The sequence below is a fragment of the Nocardia arthritidis genome (assembly GCF_011801145.1).
Taxonomy (GTDB): Bacteria; Actinomycetota; Actinomycetes; order Mycobacteriales; family Mycobacteriaceae; genus Nocardia; species Nocardia arthritidis_A.
Genome location: NZ_CP046172.1, coordinates 6389407 through 6405607, shown reverse-complemented (window position 1 = coordinate 6405607; position 16201 = coordinate 6389407). Strand labels below are relative to the sequence as shown.

The 16201-nt window shown below is 67.3% G+C and carries 19 protein-coding genes; 18 read left to right on the top strand and 1 reads right to left on the bottom strand.

Annotated features, from left to right (window positions below):
- Nucleotides 1–10 precede the first annotated feature (10 nt).
- From F5544_RS28880 to F5544_RS28825, 12 genes are all read left to right on the top strand, one after another.
- Nucleotides 11–1921, top strand: coding sequence for a hypothetical protein (locus F5544_RS28880; protein ID WP_167476101.1), 1911 nt, complete (start codon nucleotides 11–13; stop codon nucleotides 1919–1921).
- Nucleotides 1921–2793, top strand: a complete 873-nt coding sequence (locus tag F5544_RS28875; protein WP_167476100.1) for a phage distal tail protein — start codon at nucleotides 1921–1923, stop codon at nucleotides 2791–2793. Before F5544_RS28880 ends, F5544_RS28875 begins: the two co-directional genes overlap by 1 nt.
- A gap of 17 nt (nucleotides 2794–2810) precedes the next feature.
- A complete protein-coding gene (locus tag F5544_RS28870; protein WP_167476099.1) occupies nucleotides 2811–4103 on the top strand; it encodes a hypothetical protein in 1293 nt (430 codons plus the stop codon).
- 43 nt (nucleotides 4104–4146) lie between these two features.
- Nucleotides 4147–5253, top strand: coding sequence for a hypothetical protein (locus tag F5544_RS28865; protein ID WP_167476098.1), 1107 nt, complete (start codon nucleotides 4147–4149; stop codon nucleotides 5251–5253).
- Nucleotides 5254–5706, top strand: coding sequence for a hypothetical protein (locus F5544_RS28860; RefSeq protein WP_167476097.1), 453 nt, complete (start codon nucleotides 5254–5256; stop codon nucleotides 5704–5706). It begins immediately after the preceding gene.
- Nucleotides 5707–5721: 15 nt separating this feature from the next.
- Nucleotides 5722–6141, top strand: a complete 420-nt coding sequence (locus F5544_RS28855) for a hypothetical protein (RefSeq protein ID WP_167476096.1) — start codon at nucleotides 5722–5724, stop codon at nucleotides 6139–6141.
- 5 nt (nucleotides 6142–6146) lie between these two features.
- Nucleotides 6147–6806 carry a hypothetical protein gene (locus F5544_RS28850; RefSeq protein WP_194252439.1) on the top strand — a complete coding sequence of 220 codons (660 nt, stop codon included), beginning with the start codon at nucleotides 6147–6149 and terminating at the stop codon, nucleotides 6804–6806.
- A 127-nt stretch (nucleotides 6807–6933) separates the two neighbouring features.
- On the top strand, nucleotides 6934–7539 hold the full coding sequence (locus tag F5544_RS28845) for a DsbA family protein (protein WP_167479545.1): 606 nt from the start codon (nucleotides 6934–6936) through the stop codon (nucleotides 7537–7539).
- A gap of 28 nt (nucleotides 7540–7567) precedes the next feature.
- Nucleotides 7568–8788 (top strand): MFS transporter, encoded by a 1221-nt coding sequence (locus F5544_RS28840; RefSeq protein WP_167476095.1) that lies wholly within the window; start codon nucleotides 7568–7570, stop codon nucleotides 8786–8788.
- Nucleotides 8781–9278 (top strand): GNAT family N-acetyltransferase, encoded by a 498-nt coding sequence (locus F5544_RS28835; protein WP_167476094.1) that lies wholly within the window; start codon nucleotides 8781–8783, stop codon nucleotides 9276–9278. The genes F5544_RS28840 and F5544_RS28835 overlap by 8 nt, the downstream gene beginning before the upstream one ends.
- Entirely contained in the window at nucleotides 9275–9973 is a 699-nt protein-coding gene (locus F5544_RS28830; RefSeq protein ID WP_167476093.1) for a dienelactone hydrolase family protein, read from the top strand. Before F5544_RS28835 ends, F5544_RS28830 begins: the two co-directional genes overlap by 4 nt.
- Before the next feature lie 172 nt (nucleotides 9974–10145).
- Nucleotides 10146–11492, top strand: a complete 1347-nt coding sequence (locus F5544_RS28825) for an MFS transporter (protein ID WP_167479544.1) — start codon at nucleotides 10146–10148, stop codon at nucleotides 11490–11492.
- Nucleotides 11493–11687: 195 nt separating this feature from the next.
- Here F5544_RS28825 and F5544_RS28820 read toward each other — a convergent pair whose 3' ends face one another.
- Nucleotides 11688–12128: a MarR family winged helix-turn-helix transcriptional regulator gene (locus tag F5544_RS28820; RefSeq protein WP_167476092.1), complete on the bottom strand. Its 441-nt coding sequence runs from the start codon at nucleotides 12126–12128 to the stop codon at nucleotides 11688–11690.
- 66 nt (nucleotides 12129–12194) lie between these two features.
- Here F5544_RS28820 and F5544_RS46625 point away from each other — a divergent pair, with 66 nt between their 5' ends.
- The 6 genes from F5544_RS46625 to F5544_RS28795 all read left to right on the top strand — a co-directional run bounded on the left by F5544_RS46625 (nucleotide 12195) and on the right by F5544_RS28795 (nucleotide 16127).
- Nucleotides 12195–12554, top strand: coding sequence for a hypothetical protein (locus tag F5544_RS46625; protein ID WP_238846719.1), 360 nt, complete (start codon nucleotides 12195–12197; stop codon nucleotides 12552–12554).
- Nucleotides 12555–12589: 35 nt separating this feature from the next.
- Entirely contained in the window at nucleotides 12590–13021 is a 432-nt protein-coding gene (locus F5544_RS28815; protein WP_238846718.1) for a MarR family winged helix-turn-helix transcriptional regulator, read from the top strand.
- Between the two features lie 77 nt (nucleotides 13022–13098).
- Nucleotides 13099–13548: a hypothetical protein gene (locus F5544_RS28810; protein ID WP_167476090.1), complete on the top strand. Its 450-nt coding sequence runs from the start codon at nucleotides 13099–13101 to the stop codon at nucleotides 13546–13548.
- A 39-nt stretch (nucleotides 13549–13587) separates the two neighbouring features.
- A complete protein-coding gene (locus F5544_RS28805) occupies nucleotides 13588–14325 on the top strand; it encodes an HD domain-containing protein (protein WP_167476089.1) in 738 nt (245 codons plus the stop codon).
- 118 nt (nucleotides 14326–14443) lie between these two features.
- Nucleotides 14444–14635, top strand: coding sequence for a hypothetical protein (locus tag F5544_RS46030; protein WP_203217369.1), 192 nt, complete (start codon nucleotides 14444–14446; stop codon nucleotides 14633–14635).
- 109 nt (nucleotides 14636–14744) lie between these two features.
- Nucleotides 14745–16127: a serine hydrolase domain-containing protein gene (locus tag F5544_RS28795; RefSeq protein ID WP_174867431.1), complete on the top strand. Its 1383-nt coding sequence runs from the start codon at nucleotides 14745–14747 to the stop codon at nucleotides 16125–16127.
- Nucleotides 16128–16201 lie beyond the last annotated feature (74 nt).

Sequence of the window (16201 nt, the reverse complement as noted above, 5' to 3'; positions counted from 1 at the left end):
GGGTTCAACCATGGCGCTCACCGTCGGTGAGCTCACCGGCACCATCCATCTGGACACCGGAGCCGTCAGCCAGGGTCTGGCCACGCTCCGCCGGGAGCTGGAACAGACCTTCGGCAAAACGCTCAGCGGCCGGACCGGTCCCGCGCTGCAACAACTTCGGACGCTGCTGGCGTCCGCGGTCCGCGACGCGGTGCTCATCGTCGCCAATGCCGTCACCACCCGGCTGTCGCGGGCGCTGACCCAGCTCACCCAATTGCTGCGCGGCATGACGGGCCCGATCCTGTTCCTGCACAAGCTGTTACGGGCCTTCCTGCTGCCCGCGCTGCTCGCGCTGGCACACGACGGCGCGGGCGGTTTCGTTCGGCTGGCCGGTGCGTCGCGGCTGTCGGCCGGGCTGATCGCGGCGGATATCGGCATCATCGTGTTCAGCCTGGACTGGCTGGCCGACCGGGCGCTCGGCACCGCGAACAGCATGATCGTCGCGTGGGGGCTGGCCGTCGGTCCGGTGCCGGTGGTCGCCGCGGCCTTCGCCGGGCTGGCCATCGCCATCGCGGCGAGCTGGCAGTCCGCCGTCGACGCGACCACCGCCGCCTTCACCGCGATCTGGACGACCATCGACACGATCTGGTCCGCGGTGGTGACGACCGTCCAAACCGGATTGGACACGGTCACTCAAGGGGTCGCCACCGCATGGCAGCTCGTGCTGGACACCACCACCGCGCTCTGGGGCGCGGTCACCGACACGATCCAGACGACCCTGGACACCGTCACACAGAACACCGCGACCGCCTGGCAGCAGGTGCTCGACACCACCGTCGCCCTGTTCACCGCCGTGCTCGCCGCGACCGACGAGAGCTGGACGGCCGTCGTCGACACCGTGCAGGCCGCGACCGATGCGGTCAACGCCGTCGTGGCCGCGGCCTGGCAGCAGGTGCTCGACACGACGGTCGCCCTGCTCACCGATATGTGGGCGGCCGTCGACACGATCTGGACGGCGGTCCTGGCCACCGTGCAGGCGGCGACCGATGCGATCTATGCCGTGGTGGCGGGGACATGGCAACAGATTCTCGATCTCACCACCGGTGTGTTCGCCGCGGTGCTGGCCGTCGCCGATGCGGCCTGGTCGGCGATTTCCGGGACCATCCAAGCCGCAGCCGACGCCGCCTACTCCGCGGTGGCGAGGGCGTGGCAGCAGATCCTGGACGTCACCAATGCCATGTTCGGCCAACTGTCGGCGATCGTGGCCGCCGCCACGGCGGGCATCCTCGCGACGATCCAATCCTGGTTGGACAGTGTGGTCGCGGCGTTTCACGACAAGCTCGCGCCCTTGCCGGGAGATGTCGAAAAGATCTTCAAGGACATGGCTTCGCGGATTGATGCCGTACTCACCGATCTGCTCGGGAAGGTGAACGACAAGGTCGATCAGATCGTGGGCAAACTGCGCTCGCTCTCGGATGTGCTGAGCGACGTCGCGAAGAACGCCGCTCTCGCGGCTTTGGCGGTTGTCGCGTTGGCGTTGGGACTCTTGGGTCTCGGCCTGGCCGCGGAGAGGTTCGGCCCGGCGATCGAGCGGGCCGCCGACGCGATCAAGAAGATCGCCGACGGGGTGAAGGAGGTCATCGACGCGATCTCCGGCCTCGCCGATGTCATCGTCCGGATCATCGACGCGATCACCAAGCTGATCTATGTGCTCGGCAAGGCGTTGAGCGGCCTGGCGTCGGCTTTGGGCATAAACAGCGCCAACAGCTTCGCCCTCGGGGCCGCACTCACCGCACCCCAGGTCCTCCCGTCGCAGCCCATCTTCGGCGGCCTGAATTCCGGCGGGTCCGGATTCCATATCGAGAATTTCTATACCACCCCCACCCAGAGCCCGGCCGATATCGCCGCGGAACTGGACTGGATGGCCAGAGGAGGCGGCTGATGTCGGCCGGGGATCTGATTACGGCGGACGGCCAAATCGAATGGCGGGGAACGCTTCTGGGTTCGGCGAGTCCGTACCGGATGGTGCGGCTGGAAGGCTGGCAGGATCTCGCCGAGGTACGCGGCCAGGATCTGCCGCGGCCCAATCGGCACGGCCTGTTCCAGGGCACGCAGCTCATGGGCAAGCGGGTGATCACACTGACCTACCTGGTGAAGGGTGTTCCACTGGCCGGATTCGGCGCGGTGATCGCCAAACTGCGCGAAATCACCGCGCCCACAGAGCATCCGGTGGAGGAACCGCTCGTCGCCCGGCTCGACAAGCAGTCCTGGCTGGCCAACGCGCGCTGCACCCGCCGCACCATCGATGTGGCCAAGTACTACTCGGTGGGTTACACGACCGGCGCGATCCAGTGGGTGGCCACGGATCCGCGGCTGTATTCGCCTGCCGAGTCGACGGCGCAGACGGGGCTGCCGCAACCCGCGGTCGACGGTCTGGTGTTCCCGCTGCGCTTCCCGCTGGTCTTCGGCACCGGCAAACCCGGCGGAATGCTGTTGGCGCGCAACGACGGTGACGTCGCCGCCTGGCCGGTGCTGGAGATCGTCGGCCCGGTGCGCGGTCCGGTGATCGTGAACCGCGAGACCGGACAGCGGCTGGTCTTCGACGGCGATTTCGCGATCGACGCCGGGCAGCGCCTCGTGATCGATACCGATGCGCGAACCGTGCTGCTCAACGGCGTCAGCCGCAACGACAAATTGCTTACCCGGCAATGGTTTCCGATCCCGGCGCACGGCTCGGTGCGGATCGGTTTCACGGCGAGCGACCACGACCCGGCCGCGCTGCTGACCGTCCGCTGGCGGCACGCCACCATCTGAACCGAAAGGGAGAGTTCATGTCCCAGCACTATTCCTGGGCCGTATCGAGCAGTCCGAACGGACTGATCACCACCGAGGACGCCCGCCTCGCCACCACCGCGCTGCTGCAACCCGGCCCGACCAGCACCAGCAGCGAGACCGGAATACGCGCCGCCGCAGGCGATCCGGGAATCGTCCAGGTGGCTGCCGGGGATACCCGCTCCGTCACCGTGCGACCGTTCCAGATGTTCATGCGTTCGAACCGCGGTGCGGGCAGCTACATCCAGACCTATGACGACCCGACCCCGATCGATGTGCTCAGGGACCCGCCCGTCGGGACGGCGGCCCGGGTCGATCTGATCATCGCGCAGCAGTCGGATACGGCGTATCCCGGCGACACCGGCAACGGTTTCGTGGTGCGCCACGTCCCCGGCGCTTCCGGTACGCCGGGCGATCCGCCGGTAAAGGGATCGACGGATTTCGTTGTGCTCGCGCGCATCAACATCAAGGCCGGTGCCACCGAACTCACCCCGGACATGATCCAGAACAATACCCAGCTCAAGCGGGTGGTCGCGCTCGGCGGCATCGCGCCGGTGCGCACCGCGGACGATCGCCCGCCTGCCGCGCAGACCTATGGCGGGCAGACCGTGTACCGCCAGGATCGCGGTTGGCTGGAGATCAGCGACGGCACGAAATGGCGGGTGCCGAGCATTCCGGTGTGCGCCTCCTTCGTCGATCTCACCACGACGATCAAGGATCCGGCGCTCGGTCAGCTGGTGCTCAGCGCCGACGACGGCATGCTGTACCGGTGGACCGGCGGATCCTGGCTCGGCGTAATCGACTGCGGCACAGGGTCTTCGCCGACGGAACGGCATGAGGCGAGATACGAGACGCACGGGCAGAGTCAGCACATCACGGGCAGCGAGACCAGGATCCGTTTCCCCGACAAGGTGTACGAATCCAATGATGTCGTGCACGACGAGACGTTCGGCACGTTCACGCTCACGCGCGGCGGCCTCTGGCGGATCACGACCAGTCAGCGTCTACTCGCCGCTGGTCCGGGCGGAGACGGCGGTGTCGGTGACGATTTCGACAAGAATCTCTACGAAAGCTACATCGCGATCGTCGACGCATCGAATTACGGCATCCGCTACGCCAATGCCAATCACGATCAACGGCGGAAGGTGCCCGCCGCGCTGAATTGTGTTGCCGAGAACGTCTTTCCGGCGGGAACCCAGCTCAGCGTGATCATGTGGACGTCGGTGCCCTGCGACCAGGACACGAGCTGGCCGAATATCAACAACATCACGTTGACCTGGTTGAGGCCGTGACATGTCGGTGGCCTCGGTTCATACATATCTGATCTGCGATCTGATGACCAATCAGATCCTGGCCGAAGCGCAGTTGACCGGGGTCCGCTATTCCAAGAAGCTTTGCGCCACAGGACAATTGACCGCGTCGCTCAACGTGGGCGCGGCCCGGTCGGACGGTATCGACCCGCACGACCTGACCACGCCGGGCCGCCGGGTGCTCTACGTGCTGCGCGACGACGTCCCGGTCTGGGCGGGGCTGATCTGGACCCGCAGATACGATTCGGCCGCACATCGAATCACCTTGGGCTGCGGGGATTTCTGGTCGTATTTCGACCACCGCAAGGTGCTGCCGAAGCTGTCGCCGGAGAAATACGACTGCCCGCACTACATCGCCCAACTGCAGCCGGTTCAATGGATCGGCGTCGACCAGAACCTGATCGTCCGAAACCTGCTCACGCTGGCGGCCGGACACCCCGGCGGCGATATCGGCATCGCCGTAGCCGAATCCGGGGCGTCCATGTTCCCGCGCAGCGTCACCTATTACGGCTACCAGAACGTCAGCGTCGGCGACGCGCTGCGTCGACTGTCGCAGTTGAAGGATGGGCCGGACCTGATGTTCGATGCCGGTCCCATCGACGGCGGCGGTCGGCCGACGCGGCTGCTGCGTCTCGGTGCGCCCCGGCTCGGCGCGACCACCACGGCACACGTCTGGGAGTACGGCGGCAATATGACCGGCTACACCTGGCCATCGGACGCGACCAGGATGGCGACCCGCACCTTCGCCACCGGAGCCGGGACCGGCCAGCAATTGCTCATCGCCGTCGCCGAAGACGCCGACCGATACCGGTCCGGCTGGCCGCTGTTGGAGACCGAGCACGGGTACACCTCCGTCTCCGGATTCGGCGAACTCCGGTCGTATGCCGCCGCCGATCTACAGGCAGGCCGGCTTCCGGTCGCGCTGCCGACGCTGGCGGTGCACAGCGGACTGCCGCCGCGTCTCTCGGAGGTCCAGGTGGGTGACCAGGCCCGGGTGATCATCCGGGATGCCTTCCACACCAACGGAATCGACGCCGTCATGCGCATCGTCGGCATCGAGGTCGTGGTCGGCGATCACGGTGACGACCAGGTGACGTTCACGATGAATTCGCTGATCGAGGAGGCGATCTGAATGGCGCCGATCAACCAGCCGACGAATCTGGTCGACGAGATCGCCGCGCTGCGCCGGGAGGTGGCCGAACTGCGCAAGCGGTCGGACGCCGGTGCCGTCGCGGTGGCGGTGCAGTTCGTGCGGACGCGCCAACAGGACGCGCCCGTCGTCACAAGTGCCGCCTTCGAAACGGTGTGGATGGCCGACCTGGTCGTCACCCACACCGGCTTGGAAATAACCACCTCGGACGGCTGCGATCCGGGTACGACGGGGGAGGGCCAGATCGTGCTGGAGAGCTCGGGCTCTTCGACCGTGGTCGCCGATTGGTTGTGCAAACCGGGTCCGAATGTGGTGCGGCGCGGTCCTTTTCCGCTTACCGGCGCCAGATCTCGGGTGTCGCTGCGTTATCGGCGAACCGGGGGCACCGGAATCGTCTACGCCGCCGTCCTGGGCGCGGTGCAATATCAAATCTGAAAGGCATTCTCTACCATGCGTATTCGCAAGATCACCGCGGTGCTCGCCGTCGCGGTCGGTGCGGCGGTGATCCCCGCGACGAGTCAGGCCGCGCCGTCACCCACCGTTCCGGGACGCCCCGCCGATCCCGACCCGCCCTGCGGTCTATCCATGGAGACGGATCACCAGGACGGGTTCTACGTCTATTGGAAGACCTGCCCGCCCACCGACAGCGTCACCGTCATCCCGCTGTGGTACCACGGGGCCGAGAACGACTGGTACGCCAATGTCCGGGATGCGGACGGCAAGGATTTCTGCAAGACGATTCCCCAGGGGCAGTGGGACTTCTGGCATGTCACCAAGGCGCTGATGCCGAGGGCGGGCGATATCGATCCCGCCGAACTGACCTTGAACGTCACCACCTGCCTGCCGGTTCCCGGTGCGCGAAAGCACTGACCACCGTGGACACCCTCTTCGCCGATGTCTCGTATTTCCAAGCGCCGGTGGATGATTCGTACCCGTACCGCATCCTGAGCTTCCGTTCCAACGACGGCACCTTCCAGGATCCGAATTTCGCCGCCAACTACGCCTGGGCCACCGGGGCGGCGGATTCGGGACGGCTGGCCTGCTTCATCGTCTATCTATATTGGCGGCCCAACTGGCTCGACACCGCGCGCACCCATCAGGACATGGTGCTCGCGGCGGCGGGTCCGCATCCGCGCATGATCACCATGATCGATGTCGAATCCGGCGGGAATCCCGGCGGCGACCAGTCGGACGGAATCAACAGGGCCTATTGGCATTTGGCGGATTGGCTCGGCGATCGGCGCCGGGTGATCGGCTACGCGAACCGGGGCGATCTGTTCGGCATGTGGGGCGATCGGCCCGAGGGCCTGCGACTCATCGGCGCGGGCTACGGCCACGATCCGCGGCTGCCCGGACAGATCGCCCACCAGTACACCGACGGTTCCGGCTACGGCGGCGGGCTGCCCGAGGGCTGTCCGCCGTTCGGCAATTGCGATATGAACTCCGCCGACGGGCTGTCGCCGGAGGATTTCGCCGCGCTGTGCGGCATCGGCGCGGACGAGCAGGCGAGCTCATCAATCTCTGAAGATGATTGATGAGATGACAAACATGTGTTGGACTCATTGATCCGATGCGGGCGAAACTTCGAAAGCCAAAAGTTTCGCAGCGCAAAGGATTTCCGAAGTGATCGACGCTTCATCTGATCAGGCCGCCACGATCGACATGTGGTTCGACCCGCGTTGCCCGTGGGCGTGGATCGCCACGCAATGGCTGCTCGAGGTCGAGCGGGTGCGGCCCATCGAAACCCGCTTCCACGTGATGAGCCTGTCCGTGCTGAACGACGGCAGGGAACTGCCGGAGAAGTACCGCAGGGGGCAGATCGAGGGCTGGGGATGCGTCCGGGTCTGCATCGCCGCCGAACAGCGGTACGGCGCGGCGGCATTGCGGCCGCTCTACCTGGCCATGGGAACCCGAATTCATCAGCGGCAGGCCGGACTCGGCGGCGATATGATCCGCGCCGCGCTGAGCGACGTCGGCCTGCCCGGCGATCTCGCCGAGGCGGCGGACGTGACCGACTACGACGAGGCGCTGCGCGCGAGCCACCACGCGGGCATGGACCTCGTCGGTGACGCGGTCGGCACTCCCGTCATTCACGTGCCGACGCCCGGCGGCGAACCGATCGCCTTCTTCGGCCCGGTGATCTCGCCCGCGCCGCGCGGTGCGGCCGCGGGCCGGCTGTGGGACGGCGTACTCGCCATCGCGGGCACCGACGGCTTCTTCGAACTCAAGCGCGCCCGGAACCGGGATCCCCAGTTCCACGCGGCGTAACGCGCATTCCAAGAGTCGGAGAGGAAAGATGTCAACCAACACCGAGCATTCGCTCTCGCCGCTGCGGTCATGGCTGGGCGTCGCGGTCATCACCGCAAGCTTGTTCACCTTCGTCACCACCGAGTTGATGCCCGTCGGCCTGCTCACCCCGATGAGCTCGAGCCTCGGCGTCAGCGTCGGCACCACCGGGCTGATCGTCACGCTCTTCGGCATCTCGGCCGGTTTGGGGGTGCCGTTCCTGGTCGGCTGGACCCGGCGGGTCGATCGCCGTGCGCTGCTTGCGCTGCTGCTGGCGATCCTGGCGCTCGGAAATCTGATCATCACCGCGTCGCCGAGCTTTCCGCTCGCCCTGGTCACCCGGTTGATCATGGGTTTCGCGCACGGCATGTTCTGGGCCATCGGCGTGAGCATGGCCATGCGGCTGGTTCCGGAGCGGCACGCGAACCGGGCGGTCGCGATCGCACTGTCGGGTATCTCGATCGGCACCGTTGTCGGAATTCCGCTCGGCACCTTCATCGGCGGCCTGACGAGTTGGCGCACAACGTTTCTCATCTGGAGTGCCCTCGCGGTGGTGGTACTGGTGCTGGTCCTCGTCACGATTCCGTCGCTGCCGTCCGATAACGCGGTATCGGTGCGGGAAGTGTTCGCGCTGCCGATCGGGAACGTGCGGCTGCGGAATGTGATGTTCACCGTAATCCTTTACGTATTCGGGCATTTCGCCGCGTACACCTACGTTCGCCCGTTCCTGGAACGGGCCGATTCCGCCTCGCCCGGATTCATCACCGGTCTGCTGATCGTCTTCGGAATCGGCGGTGCGGCAGGCAATTTCCTCGCCGGGCACGTCGTGAAGACGAATCCGCGAGCCGGATTCATGGTCGCCTGCGCGGGGCTGGCGCTGTCGTTGACGCTCCTGCTCACGATCGGCCACACACCCGCCGGAGCCGTTGTCTGCATGGCCGTTTGGGGTATCGCCTTGGGCGCGGCCAACCTCTGCCAGGTCAACCTGACCCTCGCCGCCGCACCCGACGCCTTCGAAGCCGCGATGTCCATCAACACCCTCGGCTACAACCTGTCGATCGCCTTGGGCGCGCTCGTCGGCGGGCTGTTCGCCGACCATCTCGGCATCAGAAGCGCGATCTGGCTCGGCGTCGCACTCACCGCGGCCGCGGTGGCTCTCACCCTCGCCTTCGGCCGGAATGCGAGTGAGCAGACGAGTCAGGCGGACGATCGAGTCGCGGCCGATGTCTGACGTGACGTCCGAAAATGTTGGTGCGCAAGGCTATTCGTGGGTCGATGAGGTGGCGGGCGTCGATCTGGCCGAGCTTTCACACCTCTACTGCATCGCGCCGCTCGGCGACAAGCCACCGGATCGGCTGCGAAAAGTCTTCGGCAACAGCATGTTCGCCTGCTTCGTCTACTCGGCCGACGACCTCGTAGGGGCCGGGCGAGTGCTGGCCGACGGGTTGGACTGCGCGTATATCGCCGACGTCGCGGTCCATCCCGGCCATCAAGGAAACGGGCTGGGCGCGGGCATCATCACCCGCTTGATCCAGCGCTGCCGAGGACACAAGAAGATCCTCCTCTACGCCAACCCCGGCACCGAGGACTTCTACCGGCGGCTGGGCTTCCTGCCGATGACCACGGCCATGGCCATCTGGCACGACACCGAAATCGCAATCCGCAGCGGACTACTCGATCCGCGGCCGACCGGCTACGACGAAAGGAATCCGACTCGATGAGCACCGCGACATTCCGGCAGAACGTCACCTTCCCGACCGATGACGGCCACGGTTACGGCTACCTGGCCTTACCCGAGAGCGGGCACGGTCCGGGCGTGATCGTCATCCAGGAGTGGTGGGGGCTCACCGATCAGATCGCGGGGGTCGTCGACCGTTTGGCCGCAGCGGGATTCGTCGCGCTCGCGCCGGATCTCTACGGCGGCAGGGTAACCCACAACGCGGCCGACGCACGGAAATGGATGGCGGAACTGCCGCTCGAACGCGGCGTCGCGCGGCTGTCGAGCGCGGTGGACTACCTGCTCGCCTCGGATGCCGTCACCGGTGACGCGCTCGGCGCCGTCGGCTACTGCATGGGCGGCGGATTCGTCGTCGCGCTGGCCGCTGCCGTCGGTGCGAAAATCGCTGCCGCAGTGTCCTATTACGGCGTGTACGCCGGTGACAATCCCGACTTCACCGGTCTGCGCGCCGCGGTGCAGGGCCATTTCGGCGAATACGACACCTCCGTATCGCCGGATGCGGCAAGGCAACTCGCCACCCAGCTGCGCGAGCAGGCCGACAACACGATGGAGCTGCACTTCTATCCGGCCGGTCACGCCTTTGCCAACGAGGAGAACCGCTCGGGCAACTACGACCCGGCCCATGCCGATCTGGCTTGGCGGCGCAGCATCGGCTTCCTCCGGACCGCGCTCGGCTGACCGGCTCGCCGGACCGCCCGGCCGACGTGATCGCCAGCGGGGTGCGATCACGTTGCGGGGCGGTCCGATCCGGCGCGGTTCAACTCGACGAAAGGGATTGCCGGTGACGGCAATACAGACCAACATATCGGTCGGCCTGCGCTCCGAACGCGGACCGATCCTGGCGGCCATCATGCTGGCGAACTCGCTGGTGGCGCTGGATTCGACCATCATCGCCACCGCGGTGCCGACGATCACCACCCAGTTGGGCGGCTTCGCGCAATTCCCTTGGCTTTTCAGCATCTACCTGCTGGCGCAGGCGGTGACCGTGCCGATCTACGGCAAGCTCGCGGATATGCTCGGGCGAAAGCCGGTGATGCTGTTCGGCATCGCGATATTCGCGCTCGGATCGATGCTGTGCGGTTTAGCCACGAATATGGTGGCGCTCATCGGTTTTCGTGCCGTGCAGGGCATCGGCGCGGGCGCGGTGAGCCCCATGTCGATGACCATCGCCGGTGATATCTACACGGTGCGGGAGCGGGCCAAGGTGCAGGCGTACCTGGCGAGCGTATGGGCCGCCTCCTCGGTGCTCGGCCCGCTGCTCGGCGGTGTGCTGTCCGAATACGTCGGCTGGCGTTGGATTTTCCTGGTGAACCTGCCGCTGGCGGCGGTGGCGGCGTGGATGATCGTGCGGCAGTTCACCGAAAGCGCGCCCCGGCAGCGGCACCGGATCGACTATCTCGGCGCCGCGCTGCTGACGGTAGGCGCGGGCGCGCTCATGCTGGCGCTGCTGGAGGGCGGGCAGGCGTGGGCGTGGAATTCGCCGACCGGTATCGCGCTGTGCGTCGGCGGCGCCGCCGTGCTCGCGATATTCGGCTGGGTGGAGCGGCAGGCCGCGAATCCGATTCTGCCGCTGTGGATTTTCACCCGCCGCATCGTCGTCGCGAGCAGTCTGGTGTCGCTGTTGGTCGGCGCGGTGCTGCTCGGGCTCACCTCCTATGTGCCGACCTTCGCCCAGGGCGTGCTGGGCAGCGGGGCGCTGATCGCCGGTCTGACCTCGGGCACGCTCACGCTCGGCTGGCCGCTGTCCGCGTCACAGGCGGGAAAGGTCTACCTGCGCATAGGTTTTCGCCGAACCGCGCTGATCGGCAGCACGCTCGCCGCCCTGGGTGCGGCCGCACTGCTGTTGGTGGGCAAGGGTTCAACGCTGCCCGAGGTTGCGGCGGGCTGCTTCGTCGTCGGCATGGGCATGGGCCTCATGGCGACGCCGACGCTGATCGCCGCGCAGTCCAGCGCCGAATGGTCCGAGCGCGGCGTGGTGACCTCCACCAATATGTTCGCCCGCAACCTCGGTAGCGCGGTGGGCGTCGCGGTATTCGGCGCACTGGTCAACGCCCACCTCCCCGACCCCGACCACCCGGCCCCCACCGCCCTGACCTCGGCGGTACACCTGGTCTTCGTCGGCGTCGCGATCATGACGCTGGTCATGGTCGCCGCCTCGGCCATGCTCCCCGCCCGCGATTCCGGCGTGGCTTCCTAGGCGTACCTCCGCCTTCGCTCCGGCCGTGCGCGGGTCTGCGGACGGCTTCGCCGACAGCGCCCATTCGGCGTACTTCCGTCTTCGCTCCGGCTGTGCGGGTCAGTTGGACGGCGTCGCCGACTGCGCCCATTCGGCGGACCCCGCCTTCGCTGTGGCCATGCGTGGTCCTGAGGATGACTTCGCCGACAGCGCTCATCAGGGCTGGATCCTGGTCAGGAAGTGGGTCAGGGCCGTGTCGATCGCGGCGGTGTGGTCGTGGTCGAGGGCGGTTCGCAGGTCGCGGTCGAGGTCGTGGACGATCTCGACGCAGCGGGCGAGTAGGTCGTGGCCCCGGGGGGTCAGTTCGAGGGTGTATACGCGGCGGTCGGTGGGGTCCTGGATGCGGACGAGTGCGTCCATCGCGACGAGGCGATCGACGAGGGTGACGACGAGGCTCGGAGCAACGCCGAGCGCATCGGCCACCTCGCGCTGTGATCGGGCCGGGCCGGCGTCGACGACGGCCAGCACGCCGACCTGTTTGTGGGTCAGGCCGAGCGCCTCGATTCGGGCGCCGAACGTCTGGGTTATCCGCGTGCCGACCACGCCGAGCCGGAAGCTGAGTGAGCCGAGCAGATCCGCACCGTTGACACGATTCACGACTCAGATAGTATCGCACATAACAATTCAGTGCAGAACGATTCTCGAGTGAATGGTGGGTTCGTGATGACGGTCTGGCTCGCCGCGTTGAATGCGGTCGTCGCGGTGGTCACCGTGGGGTTCGCGGTTGTCGGCGTCGTCGCGCCCGCCGCGCTGGCCCGGTCGGAGGTGGTGGCCTCGACGCGTTATTACGCCGCCATGTACGCCGTCCGCGCGATTCCGGTCGGGGTCGCCGTGCTGGCGCTGGCATTCGTTTCGGCCAGGGATGAAACCTGGATCGCGCTGCTCGCCGTCGCGGGCGCATGTCAGGTCGGGGACGCGCTGATCGGGCTGTATCGGCGGATACCCGGCCAGGTTGCCGGTTCCGTGATCGCGGGTGCGGCGCATCTCGGGTCGATGGTGTATCTGTCGACGGCCCTGAGCTGACCTGGCGCGGCGGGTTTCTAGGGGAAACTCTTTCGGTGACCACCGACAACACCGTGCCGCCCGTGACCAGCCCGTCGATCATCGTGTTGACGTTGGCGCGCCGGGTCGAGGCCGAACTCGGCGCGGCGCTGGCCCCGCTCGATCTGACCGTGGCGCGACTCGGCCTGTTGGGGCATATCAGCGGCGTGCCGGGGGCGTCGTTCAGCGATCTCGCCCGCATGTCGGGGATCACCGTGCAGAGTGTGCACACGGCGGTGAAGGCCCTGGCCCGGGCCGGTTTCGTCCGCGACCGCACGGCCAGGGCGGGTGCGGCGTCGGCGATCGAGCTCACGCCGGCGGGGCGGCGCCTGTTGCGGGCCGCGCAAGACGCGGTGTCGACCGTCGACGAGCGCTTGTTCGGCGCGGACGCCGATCCGATCCAGCGAAAGTTGGGCGCCGCGATTCTCGCCGCCTTCGCCGGCGCGTGATCTGAACCACAACCTTCAGACTGGCTGAAACCTTGGGCGTAGGCTTCAGACAATCTGAAGGTTGAGGGAGTTTCGCAATGCAGCACCTCCTGCTGTCCGTGCACGTCCTCGCGGGCATCGTTTTCATCGGCGGCTCGGCGATCGCGACGAGCCTGTTCACCCGCTACGCCCCGATCGCCGCCGACTCGGCGGAGTCCGCTTCTCCGGAACGCAGCCGCGCGGTAGCCGTCGCACTGCACCGGATCACCGGCGCCTATATCGCTCCGGGTGTGATCGTGCCGATCGCCGGAATCGCGCTCGCCGCCGTACAGCATCGTCTCGGCGAGGTGTGGATCACCGTGGCCATGGCGCTGACCGGGATCGCCGCGGGGTTGCTGGTCATCCTCATCCACCCGATCCAGCGGGAGGTGCTCGACCGGCTCGCCGATGCCCGGCGACTGCGGACATTGAGCATGCTCGCCGGCGTCTACAACCTGCTGTGGGCGGTGGTCGTCGTGCTCATGATCGTACGGCCCGGTGCCCGATAACCATTGTGGCCCAATAAAATTCAAGAAAGGAACAGCACAATGACCTTCCCCAGACGTGCGGCGCTCGGCGCCGGGCTCGCGGTGACCGCCGCCGCGCTCGCCGGAGCGCGGGCGCACGCGCAGCCGGATCCCGGGCTGTCGCTGCCGTCCACCCCGCTCGCCGACAGCAGCCGCAGGCTCATCGACAACACCCTCGAACCGCACCTGCGCAATCACAGCGTGCGCGGATTTCTCTTCGGCCGGGCGGCCGCGGGACAGCAGGGTCCGCTGCCCGGCCGTGATTACGACGAGGAATTGATGTTCCTCATCTGCGCGCTGCACGACGTCGGCCTGTCCGAACAGGCGAACGGCGATCAGCGATTCGAGATCGATGGGGCGGATTTCGCGGCGAAGTTCCTGGAGGACAACGGAATAACCGATTCGCGGGTCGACATCGTTTGGGACAGCATCGCGGCGCACACCTCGGGATTCACCGATTCCCCGGTCTACCGGCGGCGGCGCCCGCCGGAGAGCTGGATCGCGGTGGCGGGCATCGGAATCGATATCGGCGGCAGTCCGGCCGATCTGCCCGCCGGGTACGCCGACCTCGTGCACGCCGCATATCCGCGACTGGGCGGCAGCCGCGCGCTGACCCGCTCCGTCGAACTGCAGGCCGTCGCCAAACCGCAGAAGGCCACCCCGGCCTCACTGGCGAATGTGATTCTGCGGGAACGTCATCCGGAGCTGGCCGGGGGATCGTGGGAGTCGATACTCCAGAGCAACGGCTGGCACGACTGATCCGCCGGTACTGACTCACGTCTCCTACGGCGGTCGCGTCTACAACGGTCGCCCGGCCGAGAGCGTCACGGCTCATCTCGGAGCCACCGTCAGCGGTATCGAGAAGGTGCGGCGCATCGTGTCCAGGGGCGTGCTGTTGGACGTGGCCGCGGCGCGCGGCACCGACCGGCTTGCGGGCGACCACGCCGTCGTTCCCGAAGATCCAACGGCCGCAGAGCAATTCGGCGACGTCCAGGTTCGCTTGTCCGCCACGCCGGAATCCGTTGTCGGAGGGACAGGTTCGCCGGTCGCCCCCGTGGCGGTCCTCTGAAAGCGGCGGCGGTATCGGCACATAGCCCGGTGCGGCGGCGAAGCGAATCGGACGACCGCACAGAATGGTGCTGGCATACCCCACTGTCGATCGATGAAGAAGGTGTCATATGCCAGGAAAGGTGCTGTTGCCGACGACCGAGCGGGCACTGACGCGCCGACTCGCGATGGAGCAGGCGGAGTACCGGGTGCCCTCGCTGATCGCCGCGGTGGTCCGGGACGGCGAGCTGGCCTGGTGGGATGCGCGCGGCCGGGCGGCGGGCTGGGCCGAGCAGGCGCGGCCGACCACCGATACGCAGTACCGAATCGGGTCGATCACCAAATCCTTGGTGGCCACGGTGGTGCTGCGCCTGCGCGACGAGGGCAGGCTGGACCTGTCCGACCCGCTGGACCGGCATGTGCCCGGATCGCCGATGGGGGATCGGACGATCGCCCAACTGCTTTCGCATACGTCCGGTGTGCGCGCGGAATCGCCGGGTGACTGGTGGGAGCGCACCGAGGGCGGCGACTGGGCCGAACTGGCCGCCGGTATGGACGGCGAGGCCGTGCTGCATCGCGCGGGCAGTCGATACCACTACAGCAACGTCGGCTACGCGGCGCTCGGTGAGCTGATCGCCCGACTACGCGGGATGAGCTGGTTCGATGCCGTGCGCGCCGAGGTGCTCGAGCCGCTGGGCATGGGCCGCACCACCCTCGCGCCGGTCGCCCCGCACGCCACCGGTTGGGCGGTGCATCCGTGGGCGGATGTGGTGCTGCCCGAGCCCGCATACGATCACGGCGCGATGGGTGCGGCGGGCCAACTCTGGTCCACTGCCGACGATATGGCCCGCTGGACCGCCTTCTTCGCCGGTGACACCGGTCAGGTGTTGTCCGCGGACACCTGGGCCGAGATGCGTGAGCCCGCGGCCGTCCTCGACGGGGACGAGTGGGTCGACGGCCACGGGCTCGGCGTCCAACTGCGCAGGCACAACGGCCGCAGGCTGCTTGGGCACGGTGGGGCCATGCCCGGTTTCATCGCCATGGTCTGGGCCGATCCGGCCGACCGCACCGGGGTGCTGTTCCTGTCCAACACCACCTACGGCGGTATTCGCGGCCAACTGCATCTGGCCATGCTGGACATCCTGGCCGAGCACGAACCGTCGATACCCGAGGAATGGCTGCCCGCCGAATCGGTCGATCCGGCGCTGCTCGCGCTCACCGGCACCTGGTACTGGGGTTCGGCGTCCATCGCGCTGCATCTGCTGGCCGACGGCCGGTTGGAGTTGAAGGCGCTCGCGCACGGCGGGCGAACCTCCCGGTTCCGTCCCGAAGGTGACGACACCTGGATCGGTCTCGACGGCTACTACGCGGGTGAACGGCTGCGGGTGGTGCGTGGCACGGACGGCGCGGTCGACCACCTCGAGCTGGTCAGCTTCATCTTCACCCGCGAGCCGTACTCACCGGCCGGGCCGATCCCGGGCGGGGTCGACCCGGCCGGTTGGCGCGGTCAGTAGCGGCACATCCATTCGGTGCCGTAGTGCTGAGCGTTCCCGCCCTCGAGATGGACCCACGTACCCTCGCCCGGGAC

What these genes read in the sequence shown, in the direction of transcription:
- F5544_RS28810 (WP_167476090.1), top strand. Translation starts at nt 13,099, where the DNA reads ATGCAGCACCTCCTGCTGTCCGTGCACGTCCTCGCGGGCATCGTTTTC.
- F5544_RS28845 (WP_167479545.1), top strand. Translation starts at nt 6,934, where the DNA reads ATGTGGTTCGACCCGCGTTGCCCGTGGGCGTGGATCGCCACGCAATGG.
- F5544_RS28870 (WP_167476099.1), top strand. Translation starts at nt 2,811, where the DNA reads ATGTCCCAGCACTATTCCTGGGCCGTATCGAGCAGTCCGAACGGACTG.
- F5544_RS28840 (WP_167476095.1), top strand. Translation starts at nt 7,568, where the DNA reads ATGTCAACCAACACCGAGCATTCGCTCTCGCCGCTGCGGTCATGGCTG.
- F5544_RS28805 (WP_167476089.1), top strand. Translation starts at nt 13,588, where the DNA reads ATGACCTTCCCCAGACGTGCGGCGCTCGGCGCCGGGCTCGCGGTGACC.
- F5544_RS28795 (WP_174867431.1), top strand. Translation starts at nt 14,745, where the DNA reads ATGCCAGGAAAGGTGCTGTTGCCGACGACCGAGCGGGCACTGACGCGC.
- F5544_RS28880 (WP_167476101.1), top strand. Translation starts at nt 11, where the DNA reads ATGGCGCTCACCGTCGGTGAGCTCACCGGCACCATCCATCTGGACACC.
- F5544_RS28875 (WP_167476100.1), top strand. Translation starts at nt 1,921, where the DNA reads ATGTCGGCCGGGGATCTGATTACGGCGGACGGCCAAATCGAATGGCGG.
- F5544_RS28855 (WP_167476096.1), top strand. Translation starts at nt 5,722, where the DNA reads ATGCGTATTCGCAAGATCACCGCGGTGCTCGCCGTCGCGGTCGGTGCG.
- F5544_RS28860 (WP_167476097.1), top strand. Translation starts at nt 5,254, where the DNA reads ATGGCGCCGATCAACCAGCCGACGAATCTGGTCGACGAGATCGCCGCG.
- F5544_RS28865 (WP_167476098.1), top strand. Translation starts at nt 4,147, where the DNA reads ATGACCAATCAGATCCTGGCCGAAGCGCAGTTGACCGGGGTCCGCTAT.
- F5544_RS46625 (WP_238846719.1), top strand. Translation starts at nt 12,195, where the DNA reads ATGACGGTCTGGCTCGCCGCGTTGAATGCGGTCGTCGCGGTGGTCACC.
- F5544_RS28835 (WP_167476094.1), top strand. Translation starts at nt 8,781, where the DNA reads ATGTCTGACGTGACGTCCGAAAATGTTGGTGCGCAAGGCTATTCGTGG.
- F5544_RS28830 (WP_167476093.1), top strand. Translation starts at nt 9,275, where the DNA reads ATGAGCACCGCGACATTCCGGCAGAACGTCACCTTCCCGACCGATGAC.
- F5544_RS28825 (WP_167479544.1), top strand. Translation starts at nt 10,146, where the DNA reads ATGCTGGCGAACTCGCTGGTGGCGCTGGATTCGACCATCATCGCCACC.